Raw genomic sequence first — 13648 nt, forward strand, 5'->3', positions numbered from 1 at the left:
CCGCCCCCTGAATTCGTCAGGCCGTTCTTATGCCGGCAGGTCGCGATCCTGAGCTTCCAGTGAGCCTTTGCGCGGGGTGCCGTCTGCCTGTGCGGGCAGTTCGATATCCGCGCAGGTGCCTGCATCAACCAGGGTCCATGCGTTGCCCTGATAATCAACGGTCGAGGTGCCCGCGCAGGTGGTGCCGGGGCCCGCGGCGCAGTCGTTCTGACCGGCCAGCGATACGCCATAGCATTTTTCCTTTGCCTGAGCGGATGCAGTGGTTGCGGCGCCCGATACGGCGGCTGCGACTGCGGTTGCGATAACCAGGGACTTGGCTGTGTTCGACATCTCGGTAATCCTCTTGATGACTGGGTATGTCTGCTTGTGACAATGACAAAGGTAGTAGCTTGGTAGACAGAGTTGAATTCACGAGCCCGTGTCTCACAAGCACGTCAAAGGGCGGCGTGCCCTCTTGCAGCGTAATGCATTGTTTTTGATGAAGAAAGAGTGAATTGTTTCAATCTGGCCCCAATTCGGGGGCCAGATTCCCAGCAATATGCTGCCGATTGTTACAGCAAATCCGGCGGGGTGGCTGCCTGCGACAGCTCGTTTGTTACAACGTCAAGCGGTTGGACCTGCGTCTGTTTTTCGCCCAGACGCCGGACACTGACGGTGCGGTCTTCAACTTCGCGATGGCCGACGGCCAGAATGACCGGAACTTTGCCGACCGAGTGTTCACGAACCTTGTAGTTGATCTTTTCGTTGCGAATGTCGGCTTCGGCCCGCACACCGGCGCCGCGCAGCGTTTCGACCACTTCGGCGACATAGCCATCCGCGTCGGAGGTGATGGACGCAACCACGACCTGACGCGGCGCAAGCCAGAAGGGCAGCTTGCCGGCGTGTTCTTCGATCAGGATACCGATGAAACGCTCGAACGAGCCCAGCGTCGCGCGATGCAGCATGACGGGGCGGTGCTTGCCGCCGTCAGCGCCAATATAGGTGGCATCAAGGCGTTCGGGCAGCACGAAGTCAACCTGGTGCGTGCCGCATTGCCAATCGCGACCGATCGCATCCGTAAGAACAAATTCCAGCTTGGGACCATAAAAGGCGCCTTCACCGGGGTTGAGCTCCGGCTCGATCCCGGCAGCACGAGTCGCGCTGAGCAACGCGGCTTCGGCCTTGTCCCAGACTTCATCCGACCCCGACCGTTTCTCGGGGCGATCCGAGAATTTGACCGAGAAGTTCTCGAATCCGAGATCCTTGTAGATCCGGGACAGGAACCGGATGAACTCTGCGGTTTCAGACTCGATCTGGTCTTCGGTGCAGAAGATGTGCCCATCATCCTGGGTAAAGCCACGCACACGCATGATACCGTGCAGCGCACCTGACGGCTCATAGCGGTTGCAAGACCCGAACTCGGCCATGCGCAGCGGCAGGTCGCGATAGGATTTCAGGCCCTGATTGAAAATCTGCACATGGCAGGGGCAGTTCATCGGCTTGAGCGCGTTGATCGCTTTTTCGCGGGCATGTTCCTCGTCCACTTCGACGATGAACATGTTTTCCTGATACTTGTCCCAATGGCCCGACGCTTCCCACAGTTTGCGGTCCACAACCTGCGGCGTGTTGACCTCGACATAGCCGCCGTTGCGCTGCTGACGGCGCATGTAGTCCTGCAACTGGGTGTAGATCGTCCAGCCGTTGGGGTGCCAGAAAATCTGGCCGGGGGCCTCTTCCTGCATGTGGAACAGGTCCATCTCGCGGCCCAGCTTGCGGTGGTCGCGCTTGGCGGCCTCTTCCAGCATATGCAGGTGCGCTTTCAGCTTTTCCTTTCCGGTGAAGGCCACACCATAGATACGCTGCAACATCGCACGGTCGCTGTCGCCACGCCAATAGGCGCCGGCGATGGACATCAGCTTGAACGCATCCCCCGGAACCTGCCCGGTATGTTGCAGGTGCGGACCTCGGCACAGATCCTGCCAGTGCCCGTGCCAGTACATGCGCAGCGGCTCGTTGCCGGGAATAGCCTCGATCAGCTCGACCTTGTAGGGCTCGTTGTTGGCCTTGTAGAACTCGATCGCCCGCTCGCGGTCCCAGACCTCGGTGGTGACGGGATCACGCTTGTTGATGATCTCTTTCATCTTTTTCTCGATGAGGCCGAGATCTTCCGGCGTGAACGGCTCTTCGCGGTCGAAGTCATAATACCAGCCGTTTTCGATGACAGGGCCGATGGTGACCTTGGTGGCGGGCCAGATCTCCTGAACCGCGCGCGCCATGATATGGGCCAGATCGTGGCGGATCAGCTCATTGGCCTGGGCCTCATCCTTCATGGTGTGGATGGCGATCTGCGCGTCGGATTCGATGGGCCATTGCAGGTCCCAGTGCTGGCCGTCAACGGTGGCCGAGATGGCCTTTTTGGCCAGCGAGGTTGAGATGTCGGCAGCCACCTGCGCGGGCGTGACGCCTGCGGCGTAGGTGCGTGCATTGCCATCGGGAAAGGTGAGAGAGACGGATTGAGAATCCAGGGCCATATCGGCTCTCCTCGTCGGTTTGGCGCCCACTGAACGCCCGGTTGCGGGTTATGTGTGTTCGGCCCATGTGGCAGGTGCAACAATTACTGTCAAGTGTCGCAAGGTGCGTAGCTGACGCAACGGGAAATCGAATTCCGGAATTGCGACCATCGTGCTGCCGTGCATGATGTTGCCTAAAGAGAAAGAGGATTTCATGGCAGCGACGGATTTTCTGGAGACGCCGCAGGGGCGGCGACTGGCTTATCACAAGACCGAAGGGGCAGGACCGACCATCGTTTTTCTGGGCGGGCTCAAATCGGACATGGAAGGCACCAAGGCCGTGCATCTGGAAGCCTGGGCACAGGCGCGGGGGCAATCGTTCTTGCGGTTCGATTATTCCGGCCACGGCGAAAGCTCGGGCGTGTTCACCGAGGGCTGTATCGGTGACTGGCATCAGGACACATTGGCTGCGGTAAAGGCATTGACGGACGGACCTTTGATCGTGGTTGGCTCATCAATGGGGGGATGGCAGGCATTGCTGCTGGCCAAAGTCATGCCCGAGCGAATTGCTGGCATGGTCACAATCGCCGCCGCGCCGGATTTCACCGAGGACGGGTATTGGGCTTCGTTCAGCGACGAACAAAAAGCTGCGCTGGACACTGTCGGCCATGTCGAGCTGCCGTCCGACTATATGGAACCCTATGTCATCACTAAGCGTATGATCGAAGACGGACGCCAGAATTTGGTTCTGCGGGGCGCTCTGGATCTGCCGTTCCCGGTTCGTTTCCTGCAAGGCGCCGCAGACACGGCCGTTTCGACCGAAACAGCCGTGCGGCTGCTGGAACATGCTGCGGGCCCTGACATGCGGCTGCTGTTGGTCAAGGGGGCCGATCATCGCTTTTCGGACGAGAAGTGCCTGCGTCTGATCGAGACCGCGGTTCTTGACGTGTTGGGAGAAGCCTGATGCGGCGCTTTGGTTGGTTTCTGGGGCGCGCTCTTCTGGCGCTGGTTGTTCTTGGCGGCCTGGTCTTCTGGTTCGGCCCGCGCGAGGAAGTGAACCTGCACCCGACCTTTGACTCTCGAAAATTTGGTGAAGGTGTTCAGGTTTATTTTGAAAGCACCGAGTCTGCCTATGATGACATCGTTCCGGGTGTCGAAAAGCGCGTGATCTGGCAGGACGGGTTCAAGGAACAGCGCACGCCGTATTCTGTTCTTTACATCCACGGTTTTTCAGCAAGTTCCGAGGAAATCCGCCCTGTTCCTGATCTGGTGGCTGACGCTTTGGGCGCCAATCTGGTCTACACGCGGTTGCAAGGTCACGGTCGGGATGGGCCGGCGATGGCCGAGGGTACGGCCTCGGGCTGGATGCAGGATACCGCAGAAGGGCTGGCAGCGGCGCGCGCGGTCGGGGAAAAGGTGATCGTCATTTCCACCTCGACCGGAGGAACGCTGGCAGCGGCCGCTGCGTTGGATGCCGACCTCAGCCAGGATGTGGTCGGCATGGTTTTTGTCTCGCCGAACTTTGGTGTGAATACCGTCGCGGCGTGGGTGCCTTCGTTGCCTTGGGCAAGAAGTTGGTTGCCCGTTCTCATGGGGCAAGAACGCGATGTGTCAGGGCCGGACCCAGAGAAGAACAGGTACTGGACGTCGGTCTACCCGTGGGAAGCCGTCGTGCCGATGTCCGTACTGGTGGATACGGTCTATGCGCTGGATTTCTCTGACGCCCTGATACCCGCCTTGTTCTGGTTTTCTGATGATGATCAGGTTGTGCGGCCGGACCGGACGCACAAGGTTGCCGAGGCCTGGGGCACTCCGGCAACGGTCAGGCTGGTAACGATGGGGCCGGGTGACGATCCGTCTTCACATGTTATCGCGGGGCGGTTGATGTCGCCGGGTCAAACCGATGCCGCCGTTGCTGGTATTCTGGAGTGGCTGAAGGGCTTGGGGGTGGAATAAACCCTGATTGATCGGACAAAAAGGATGCAAGATGCGTAAGCCGGGTAGCATGTGGAGCCTTGAGACCCTGGGTCGTGTCCGCTTGTCCCGGCACTTCTTCATGCGCGATTTTCTGTATTCGGAAATCGGCAACTTCCACCAAAAGCAGAATATTCCGGACAACCCGGATCTGGCGATCGAAACAGGCCGCGCGTTTTGCGAAACCCTTCTTGACCCTTTGGAAGAGACATTTGGCCGGGTCGCGGTCAGGTCGGGTTATCGTTCATCGTCCTTGAACCGGTTTGGCAATGAAAACAAGCTGAACTGCGCCCGAAACGATCACCCGCTGGAATGCCATATCTGGGATCGCGGGGAAGGAGATGCGCGGATCGCCGGGGCGTCCATCGTTATTCCGTGGTTCGCGGATCAATACGCGCAAGGCAGGGACTGGCGGGATCTGGCGTGGTGGATGCACGATCATCTGGAGTATTCCGAGATCTGGTTTTTCCCCAAGCTCTGTGCGTTCAATCTTGTGTGGCGGCCCAGGCCGCATCGCCGGATCGACAGCTATATTGCTCCGCGTGGGTGTCTGTTGAGGCCCGGCGCTGAACCCGGTGAAGACCTTGCGACGCGGCAAGCCCGTTACGCCGATTTTCCGGCATTTCGCGCCATCGCCTACCCGTGAAGTTTTCCTTGCCCGGCTGCGGCAAAACTCTCATCCTGACAACAACTGGAAGGACTCGGAAAACCGAGCAGATGGAGCCCCCGCGTGAACGAACCGCTGGTGTTGTTGCCTGGGTTGATGTGTGATGCCCGGCTGTTTCGACCTCAGATCGAGGTGTTGTCACGGTCGCGGCCCGTCACTGTTGCACCTGTTTCCGGAGGCGAGCGAATTGAAGAGATCGCCTCGGGGCTGTTGGATCAGCTTCCACATCAGTTTGCATTGGCCGGGCAGAGCATGGGTGGTGTGGTGGGGCTGGAACTGATCCGGCGGGCACCGGAACGGGTGACGCGCTTGTGCCTGATGTCGACGGACGCACAGGCGGACACACCTCAGATCGCGGCCAGCCGCGAGGATCTGATCATCGGGGCCCTGGGTGGGCGGCTGGAAGAAGTCATGCGCCAACTGGTCGGCACCGATACTTTGGCGCCGGGGCCCAGGCGAATCCCCATTCTGAATGATCTTTTGACAATGGCGAATGATCTGGGCGCCGAAACTTTTGCGAGCCAAATGCGTGCCTTGCAGCGCCGACCCGACCAACAGGGATCGTTGCGCCGGATCAAAGTCCCCACTTTGATCATGTGCGGTGCCCATGACACGCTTACCCCGGTCAGACGGCATTCTTTCATGTCTGACCTGATACCGGAGGCCGCGTTGGAGATCGTCGAAAATGCCGGACATCTGCTGCCGCTGGAAGCGCCCGATGCCGTGAACAAAGCCTTGGAAACCTGGCTGAATATCCCGCAAAGGTTTGTCTAAGGGTAAAGCGCCACCCGCTCGTCTTTCGAAATGACATTCGGTACGACCGCAGGATCGCCGGTCTCGGGGTCGAAAAACGGCGTTTTCTTCCACCGTCCTGACAGGCGCGATTGCAGGGCGCGGCGCAAAAGGCCAAACGCCGCAAACCTGACCTTTTCATGTTTTTGTTTTCCATCGGGTCTAGGGACAAACCCACGGGTTGTGACCGGCCCCAATGCGGAAACATCACCAGTAATCCTGCCGACGATAAACCCTGCAAAGGGCAAACGTGCAGTCTGGGGCGTCGTCGCCAGCGGGGCGTTGCAGCAGCTGGCATACCATCGCAGCATACCATTTGGGCTGAGCTTCATGGCGGAAAGGAATTGGCCTCCGGCGGTGATTTCGATTTCATCCGGTGCCATCTGGAAGATGTCGACCGGGCCGGGCGCCGGGTCGGGCTGCCCGAAATACAGCTGCGCCGCGCGGCAGTCATGACAGAAACACTCGACATGGGTTCCAAGCCGAACACCCCGGTCCGAGATTTGACCCTTCAACTGGCCGCAACTGCAGGAAAAGGCAAGGCCACCATGTGCCGGCCCGCCCATGTTCATCAGGCGACCTTGTTGGTGTTCGCTGCGCGGCGACGTTTCTTGCGGCTGTTTTCGTTCATGAAATCAATCACAAGCGGGCGAATGTTGTCGCGCCAGCTGCGGCCCGCGAAAATGCCGTAATGACCCGCGCCGGGTTCTACGTGACTGGCCTTTTTGCTGTCTGGCAAACCGGTGCACAGGTCCAGTGCAGCAATACATTGCCCGGGCGCCGAGATATCGTCATTCGCACCTTCGACCGATTTCACGGCAACATCGGTGATTTTGCCGATATCCACCTTGTGGCCGGCGACAACAAATTCGTTGCGTGCGATCTCGCGGTTTTTGAAGACGCGTTCGACCGTCGACAGATAGAACTCGGCCGTCATGTCCATCACCGCAAGATATTCGTCATAGAAACGGTTATGGGCATCCAGGTCCGAGGCTTCGTTGCGGATAACACGCTGAATCTGATCGGAAAACGCCTTGGAGTGGCGATCGGCGTTCATCGACATGAACGAGGCCAGTTGCAGCAGGCCGGGATAGACCATACGCCCGACACCTTTGTACTTGAATCCGACCCGTTGAATCATGGTTTCTTCCAGCTGACCCATCGTCACACGGCGTCCAAAGTCGGTGACGTCGGTCGGGGTCGCGTCCGGGTCCACCGGCCCGCCAATCAGTGTCAGAGTGCTGGGTTGAGCCTTGGGTTCGACCTCGGCCAGATAGGCGGTGGCCGCCAGTGTCAGCGGGGCGGGTTGACAAACCGCGACGACATGCGTGTCCGGCCCCAGTTCCTTCATGAAATCTACAAGGTAGAGCGTGTAGTCTTCGACATCGAACTTGCCGGCAGACACAGGAATATCGCGCGCATTATGCCAATCGGTGATGTAAACTTCGCAATTGACCAGCAGGCTTTTGACGGTCGAGCGCAGCAGCGTGGCGTAGTGGCCGGACATGGGCGCAACCAGCAGGACCTTGCGCGGTTGTTCTTCCCGGCCGTTGACACGGAAGTGAACCAGATCGCCAAAGGGGCGTTCCAGAACTGTCGTGATCTCGACCAGATGGTCCTTTCCATCCTCGCAGGTGAAAGTACGAATGCCCCAGTCAGGTTTGACGATCATTCGCTGGAAGGTTCGTTCGGTAACTTCGCCCCAGGCAGCCATCCAGCTGAACGCCGGGTTGGGTGTCATGGAAAACAGCGGGTAGGACGCCATCGCGCTTGCGGTTGCACCAAGCCATTGGTTGGTGTTACGCATGGACTCCATAAGGTCGTAGGTCATCATATAGCGCATAAATGGGGCCTCCTGAGTGTCATCCTGAGAGTTCGGACCATTCGTCGCTTTGCCCCCCAGCACCCACGACGTTATTCTGCATGGCAGCGAGGTTAGGGTGGAATTGTTAAAATGACAACAAGTGAAGACCAAATGCCGGACGTGTCCGAAGAACATATTGAACGAATTAAAGAAAATATGGAAAAGGTCGAGCAGCTCTCGAAGCGCCTGATTGAAATTATGGCGTCAAAAAAGTCGCACACCCCAGCGCTGGACGGCCCGAATCAAGAGCTTTTCGCACGAGCAGCAACGGCGTATTGGGCCGATGCATGGCAAAATCCCGCCAAACTGTTGGAGCAACAGATAGAATTCTGGGGCAAGTCGGTTCTCAACTTTGCCGAAGCGCAGAAAGCGCTGACAACGGGTGAGGTGGAAACCGAGGAAACCAAGCCCGGTGACAAACGGTTCTCCAATCCCCTTTGGGAGACAAACCCTTATTTCCGACTGATCCGGCAGCAATACCTGACGAACGCGGAAGCGATTGCGCAGGCTGTCTCGTCGGTCGATGATCTGGATGCCAAGGACAAACGACGCCTACAGTATTTCTCGCAGCAGATCATCGATATGATGGCGCCCACGAATTTTCTGGCGACTAACCCGGATGCTTTGCAAAAGGCGGTCGAGACCGAAGGTCAGTCGCTGATAAAAGGGTTGGAGAACCTTGTTTCAGACCTCGAAGCCAATGATGGCGAGTTGGTCGTCAAACTGGCGGATGAAAGCGCGTTCGAGGTTGGTGGAAACCTGGCGACAACGCCGGGCGAGGTCATATATCGCAACCGGATGATGGAGCTGATCCAATACAAGCCGGTGACTGAAACGGTTTATGAGACGCCCATCGTTCTTTTCCCGCCCTGGATCAACAAGTTCTATATTCTGGATCTAAAAGCCCAGAACAGCATGATCAAATGGATCACCGAACAGGGCTATACCCTGTTTGTCGTAAGCTGGGTGAACCCGGATGAAAGCTATGCCGAAACCGGCATGGAAGACTATATTCAGGACGGTTTCCTTACCGCAATCGAAACGGCCAAGAAGATCTGCAAGGTCAAACAGGTCAACGCTGTGGGTTATTGCATCGCGGGCACGACGCTGAGCCTGACCTTGTCCTTGCTGAAACAGCGTGGCGACAAGTCGGTCAAATCCGCAACGCTGTTCACGGCACTGACGGATTTTTCCGATCAGGGTGAGTTTACGCCATTCCTGCAAAACGACTTCATCGACGGAATCGAAGAGGAAGTAAAAAAGGAGGGCGTTCTGCGGTCGTGGATCATGGCGCGCACCATGTCGTTCCTGCGATCACGCGACCTGATTTATGGTCCGGCTATTCGCAGCTATATGATGGGGGAAGTGCCTCCGGCCTTTGATCTGCTTTACTGGAACGGCGATGGTGCAAACCTGCCAGCAAAAATGGCCGTGGAATATCTGCGAGGCCTCTGCCAGCGCAACGAGTTCGCGACCGACGGTTTCGAGTTGATGGGGCACAAGCTGAAACTCGAAGACGTGGATGTGCCGCTGATGGCCATAACCTGCGAAACGGACCACATCGCGGCATGGAAAGACTGTTACCGCGGCGTGCAGAAAATGGGCTCGCGGTCCAAAACCTTCGTGGTTTCAGAATCGGGTCATATTGCGGGTATCGTGAACCCGCCCAGCAAGAAGAAATATGGCCACTACACCAACCCGGATATGAAGTCGGATGCCAGCACCTGGCTGAAAGAAGCTGATTTTCACGAGGGGTCCTGGTGGCCCATGTGGGATGCGTGGTTGAAGAAGCGCTCCGGCAAGCAGGTTCCAGCCCGTGAGTCGGGTGATTCGAAGCACCCGAGCCTTGCATCCGCACCCGGGACTTATGTTGTGGCGAAACCAAACGCCTGATTTCATTTTGAAACTTAAAAATTCTGCACCGCAGCAAGAAAAAACTTGCAATGCTGCGGTGCAGCAATCATATTGTCCTCAAGCTGATGAAACCCGGGGTGGGCCCGGACCGGCTAAAAGGATTAGGACAATGGCAAAGACCCAAGACTTTACCGCGATCATGAAAGACATGATGGGTGCATTTCCGGTGGACACCACCGCAATGGAAGGCGCATTCAAATCGACCGCTTCGCTGAACGAGAAGCTGTCGGGCGTTGCTCTGGACGCTGCCGAGAAATCGGCCGAGATCTCGAACAAATGGACCAAAGACACCCTGGCCAAGCTGAGCGAGATGTCGAAAGCCAAGGCAGAGCCTGCTGACTACGCAAAAGCCGCAACCGACTTCGCAAGCGCGTCGGCAGAAGTTGCAGCTGAAAACCTGGCCGCTTTCGCTGAAATCGCGAAAAAAGTTCAGACCGAAACCGTCGAGCTGCTGATGGCTGCCGGCAAAGACGCCGCGGAAGAAGCAACCGCTGCCGTCAAAAAGGCGACCAACGAGGTCACTACCGCAGCCAAGAAAGCTGCAGCTGCAAAGTAAGAAACGTCCGCGAAGCGCACCCAACCCTCCCATTAGGTGCAATCGCGTTGGGCAGGTCCATTGACCTGCCCTTTCTTTTTGTGCTGCACTCGCATAACCTGTGCTGCAACGCATCATCCTTGGGGAGGGAACCCGGTGTCGGACCAAGAAAAACCGCTGCTTATTAAGCGCTATGCCAGCCGTCGGCTGTATAATACCGAGACCAGCGATTACGTGACGCTCGAAGATATCGCGGGGTTCATCCGCGACGGGCGCGAAGTGCAGATCATTGATCTGAAAACAGGTGATGACCTGACACGCCAGTATCTTCTGCAAATCATTGCCGAACATGAAAGCCGGGGTGAAAACGTGCTGCCGGTGAATGTGCTGAATGATCTGGTGCGTAGTTACATGCTGCCGGGCGGGGGAATGATGCCCCAGTTTCTGCAAAGCTCGTTCGAGATGCTGCGCGAAAGCCAAAACAAGATGATGGAGAACATGAGCGCGATGAATCCGATGTCTCAGATGCCGGGTTTTGACGCATTGCAGGCGCAGCAACAGGCTTTCCTGAAGGCGATGACCAGTGGGCTGTCCAGCGGATGGTCCAGCCCGGAAAAGGAAGAGGAAAAGTCCGAACCAAAAGAGGATCTGGACGACATCAAGAAACAGCTGGCCGAGTTGCAGCAAAAACTGTCCAAGCTGAACTGATCCGTTCCGAACCAAGAAACAGGTCCGCATTGTGCGGGCCTTTCTTGTTCAAAATGCCTTCGTCCTACGTGCCATAAACCGGCATCGGGCCGGTCACTTCGCCAACCGATGCCAGCAGGATGTCTGCAATCACGTCCAGCTCTTCGCGGGTCAGGCGGACGGGCAGGCGCACGTCACAGGCCTTCATCAGCATGTCGCGCGTCTTGGGCAGGTCGAAAGTATCTGGCAGGAATTGCCAGTTCCAGAAGGCGCGGGCGTTGTCTTCGCTCAGACCAAAAACCTGAACCTTGACGCCGCGTGCCTCGGACGCTGCAGCAAAGGCGCGGATCTCATGTTCCTGCATTCCGACAAGATTGAACTGGATCGAATCCGGCGCACGCTGCTCGGGGGGCAGGGGGGCGGGAACCTCGATATGAGACGAGGTGTTCAGGCGACCGGCCACGTAATCGTGGTTCGCCAGGCCATCGCGGACGCGGCGCGCCAGTTCCGGAAGTTGCGGACGGATCACCGCCGCGCTGAGGTTGCTCAGACGAAGATTGTACAGCGGCAGCTTGTTTTGCCAGCGGGCGAAGGCCTCTTGCAGTTCGGGTGAGTTGTCACCCTGAGGACCTTTGTGCTTCTTCCAATTGTGCTCATACGCGCCTGACATGATGACGGCCCGCGCGACAAGATCTGCATCATTCGTGATCAGGATGCCACCTTCGCCGGCATTGATCATCTTGTAGGACTGGAACGAGAAACATCCGACCTTTCCGATCGTACCGATATTGCGGCCATGCCATGTGGTGCCCAGCGAATGCGCGGCATCCTCGATCACCGGAATGTTTCGTGCGTCGCACAAGGCCATGATCGCATCCATGTCGGATGTATGCCCGCGCATGTGGCTGATGATGACTGCCTGAACGTTGTCCAGCTTGGCCTCGAAATCGGCCATGTCGATGCGATAGTTTTCACTCACTTCGCACAGAACCGGAATGCAGTCGGCATGGACGACCGACGACGGCACGGCCGCGAAGGTGAAGCCGGGGATCAGAACACGCGCATCGCGGGGCAGGCCCAGTGCTTTGAGCGACAGAAACAACGCGGCCGAACAGGACGACACCGCCAAAGCGTATTTCGTGCCCAACAGTTCCGCGAACTCGGCTTCCAGCAGGGCCACCGGGGCATCCTGCGGTGCAGTATAGCGGAACAGGTCACCTGACTGCATCAGGGCCTCGATCGCGTCCTTGGCGGCGGCAGGGATGGGTTCGGCGTCGTGAACGTTGGGGGGCAGCGTCATATTTGGATTTCCCGAATTCTATCTTTGGGAAAGATAAAGATATTCGGAAGGCAATCCAAGCCCTCAATCGCCGGGCAGGCGAAAATTCACCAATCTGTCGCAATTTACGTGGATCAGACCCCAAGCCGGTCGCGCAGTGCGAACCATGTCATGGCCAGCACCAAAAGCGGGCTGCGCAGGGCAGGGCCGCCTGGAAAAGACAGCGCGGGCACGCGTGCCATCGTGTCAAACCCTTCGGCCTGACCCCGAATCGCCATCGCCATGAGTTGTCCGGCATGGGTCGCGGTGCCGACACCGTGACCGGAATATCCCGAAGCCGAAAGAATATTGGGTGCGACACGGGCCAGATACGGCATCCGCCGCATTGTGATGGCCAGCGTTCCGCCCCAGGCATAGTCGATCTTCACATCCCGCAAATGCGGGAAAATCTCGGTCATCGGTTTGCGGACCTTGGCGGCGACATTTGATGGAAAGCGATAGCCATAGCTTTCGCCGCCTCCGAACAAGAGGCGGCCATCGGCGCTGAGGCGAAAGTAGTTCACCACGAATTTCGTATCCGCAACCGCCACATCCCGGGCCAAAACCCGGGCGGTGTCCTCTCCAAGGGGTTCGGTGGCCGCAATGAAATTGTTGATGGGCATGACCCTGGCGGCGACGGAACGATTGAGGTCGCCCAGATACCCGTTGCAGGCCAGAATGACGTGCTCGGCCCGAACATTGCGGTGTGCAGTTCGGATCACTGCCGTCTGGCCCTCGTCGATCCCGGTCACTTCGGTGCTTTCATGGATGCGAACGCCCGCTTTGGCCGCGGCTTGCGCCAGTCCCAACGCCAAGTTCAGAGGGTGCAGATGCGCCGCACCCATATCCAGATACCCCCCGTGATAGGCGGGCGACGGGCACAGCGAATGACCCGCGTTTTCATCCAACAGCTCGATCTGGTCGTATCCGTACCGCTCGGAAAGATGGCCGGCATGGTCATGCAGTTCTTTCTGCTCGGATTTGCTCAGGCCCAGAACGGCGACACCGGGTTTCAGGTCACAGGCGATCTTGTGTTTTGCAATCAGGGATTTGACCAGATCCTTGGCGTCTTCAGCCAGTTCCCACAGCTTGGCGGCGTCGGCATCGCCTACAAGACGCTCGAGGTCTTCCTGATCCATCCGCTGTGCGCTGCCCAACTGGCCGCCGTTTCGGCCCGACGCGCCAAAGCCGACGCGGTGCGCTTCAAGCAGCACGACGTTGAACCCGGCTTCGGCCAGATGAAGGGCCGCGGACAGCCCCGTATAACCGCCACCGACAACGCATACATCCGCCTTGGTGTCTTCTGACAACGCGGGAAAGCGATCCATCGGATGTGCCGTCGCGGCATACCAACTGTCAGGGTACTGGCCCCTGCGGTCATTGGAATAAAGCAGGTTCACGGAAGGTC

Annotated in this window: 13 protein-coding genes; 7 read left to right on the forward strand and 6 right to left on the reverse strand. The window is 58.0% G+C overall.

Annotation, left to right across the window (positions count from 1 at the left end; genetic code table 11):
* Window positions 1-27: 27 nt before the first annotated feature.
* Entirely contained in the window at window positions 28-330 is a 303-nt protein-coding gene (locus GOW56_RS07935; RefSeq protein ID WP_170343841.1) for a DUF2282 domain-containing protein, read from the reverse strand.
* Window positions 331-551: 221 nt separating this feature from the next.
* On the reverse strand, window positions 552-2510 hold the full coding sequence (gene thrS / locus GOW56_RS07940; protein WP_171205528.1) for a threonine--tRNA ligase: 1959 nt from the start codon (window positions 2508-2510) through the stop codon (window positions 552-554).
* 193 nt (window positions 2511-2703) lie between these two features.
* Between thrS and GOW56_RS07945 the strand changes: the two genes are divergently transcribed.
* From GOW56_RS07945 to GOW56_RS07960, 4 genes are all read left to right on the forward strand, one after another.
* Window positions 2704-3453 carry an alpha/beta fold hydrolase gene (locus GOW56_RS07945; protein ID WP_171205556.1) on the forward strand — a complete coding sequence of 250 codons (750 nt, stop codon included), beginning with the start codon at window positions 2704-2706 and terminating at the stop codon, window positions 3451-3453.
* On the forward strand, window positions 3453-4445 hold the full coding sequence (locus GOW56_RS07950; protein WP_171205529.1) for a carboxylesterase: 993 nt from the start codon (window positions 3453-3455) through the stop codon (window positions 4443-4445). Before GOW56_RS07945 ends, GOW56_RS07950 begins: the two co-directional genes overlap by 1 nt.
* A 49-nt stretch (window positions 4446-4494) precedes the next feature.
* Window positions 4495-5109: a hypothetical protein gene (locus GOW56_RS07955; RefSeq protein ID WP_171116493.1), complete on the forward strand. Its 615-nt coding sequence runs from the start codon at window positions 4495-4497 to the stop codon at window positions 5107-5109.
* Window positions 5110-5193: 84 nt separating this feature from the next.
* Complete coding sequence (locus GOW56_RS07960) at window positions 5194-5904, forward strand: alpha/beta fold hydrolase (RefSeq protein WP_171205530.1); 711 nt, start codon at window positions 5194-5196, stop codon at window positions 5902-5904.
* On the opposite strand, the gene GOW56_RS07965 is transcribed toward GOW56_RS07960, so the two are convergent.
* Together GOW56_RS07965 and phaZ are read right to left on the reverse strand one after the other, a co-directional pair.
* Window positions 5901-6494: a DUF6151 family protein gene (locus tag GOW56_RS07965; protein ID WP_253283427.1), complete on the reverse strand. Its 594-nt coding sequence runs from the start codon at window positions 6492-6494 to the stop codon at window positions 5901-5903. The two genes, GOW56_RS07960 and GOW56_RS07965, sit on opposite strands and share 4 nt — an antisense overlap.
* Complete coding sequence (phaZ, locus tag GOW56_RS07970) at window positions 6494-7765, reverse strand: polyhydroxyalkanoate depolymerase (RefSeq protein ID WP_171115225.1); 1272 nt, start codon at window positions 7763-7765, stop codon at window positions 6494-6496. The genes GOW56_RS07965 and phaZ overlap by 1 nt, the downstream gene beginning before the upstream one ends.
* A 111-nt stretch (window positions 7766-7876) precedes the next feature.
* On the opposite strand from phaZ, the gene GOW56_RS07975 reads away from it, so the two are divergent.
* From GOW56_RS07975 to phaR, 3 genes are all read left to right on the forward strand, one after another.
* Window positions 7877-9679, forward strand: a complete 1803-nt coding sequence (locus GOW56_RS07975) for an alpha/beta hydrolase (RefSeq protein ID WP_171205531.1) — start codon at window positions 7877-7879, stop codon at window positions 9677-9679.
* Between the two features lie 130 nt (window positions 9680-9809).
* The gene (locus GOW56_RS07980) at window positions 9810-10256 is read left to right on the forward strand and encodes a phasin family protein (protein ID WP_152458475.1); all 447 of its coding nucleotides are present in this window, start codon (window positions 9810-9812) and stop codon (window positions 10254-10256) included.
* A gap of 135 nt (window positions 10257-10391) precedes the next feature.
* Window positions 10392-10943, forward strand: a complete 552-nt coding sequence (gene phaR / locus GOW56_RS07985) for a polyhydroxyalkanoate synthesis repressor PhaR (RefSeq protein ID WP_171115229.1) — start codon at window positions 10392-10394, stop codon at window positions 10941-10943.
* Between the two features lie 64 nt (window positions 10944-11007).
* On the opposite strand, the gene GOW56_RS07990 is transcribed toward phaR, so the two are convergent.
* Window positions 11008-12222, reverse strand: a complete 1215-nt coding sequence (locus GOW56_RS07990) for a DegT/DnrJ/EryC1/StrS aminotransferase family protein (RefSeq protein ID WP_171205532.1) — start codon at window positions 12220-12222, stop codon at window positions 11008-11010.
* A gap of 113 nt (window positions 12223-12335) precedes the next feature.
* Window positions 12336-13640, reverse strand: coding sequence for an FAD-binding oxidoreductase (locus GOW56_RS07995; protein ID WP_171205533.1), 1305 nt, complete (start codon window positions 13638-13640; stop codon window positions 12336-12338).
* Between the last annotated feature and the right edge of the window lie 8 nt (window positions 13641-13648).

It is taken from the genome of Ruegeria sp. HKCCA0235A (assembly GCF_013033235.1).
In the GTDB taxonomy this organism is placed as follows: domain Bacteria; phylum Pseudomonadota; class Alphaproteobacteria; order Rhodobacterales; family Rhodobacteraceae; genus Ruegeria.

What these genes read in the sequence shown, in the direction of transcription:
- GOW56_RS07935 (WP_170343841.1), bottom strand. Translation starts at nt 330, where the DNA reads ATGTCGAACACAGCCAAGTCCCTGGTTATCGCAACCGCAGTCGCAGCC.
- thrS (WP_171205528.1), bottom strand. Translation starts at nt 2,510, where the DNA reads ATGGCCCTGGATTCTCAATCCGTCTCTCTCACCTTTCCCGATGGCAAT.
- GOW56_RS07945 (WP_171205556.1), top strand. Translation starts at nt 2,704, where the DNA reads ATGGCAGCGACGGATTTTCTGGAGACGCCGCAGGGGCGGCGACTGGCT.
- GOW56_RS07950 (WP_171205529.1), top strand. Translation starts at nt 3,453, where the DNA reads ATGCGGCGCTTTGGTTGGTTTCTGGGGCGCGCTCTTCTGGCGCTGGTT.
- GOW56_RS07955 (WP_171116493.1), top strand. Translation starts at nt 4,495, where the DNA reads ATGTGGAGCCTTGAGACCCTGGGTCGTGTCCGCTTGTCCCGGCACTTC.
- GOW56_RS07965 (WP_253283427.1), bottom strand. Translation starts at nt 6,494, where the DNA reads ATGAACATGGGCGGGCCGGCACATGGTGGCCTTGCCTTTTCCTGCAGT.
- phaZ (WP_171115225.1), bottom strand. Translation starts at nt 7,765, where the DNA reads ATGCGCTATATGATGACCTACGACCTTATGGAGTCCATGCGTAACACC.
- GOW56_RS07975 (WP_171205531.1), top strand. Translation starts at nt 7,877, where the DNA reads ATGACAACAAGTGAAGACCAAATGCCGGACGTGTCCGAAGAACATATT.
- GOW56_RS07980 (WP_152458475.1), top strand. Translation starts at nt 9,810, where the DNA reads ATGGCAAAGACCCAAGACTTTACCGCGATCATGAAAGACATGATGGGT.
- GOW56_RS07990 (WP_171205532.1), bottom strand. Translation starts at nt 12,222, where the DNA reads ATGACGCTGCCCCCCAACGTTCACGACGCCGAACCCATCCCTGCCGCC.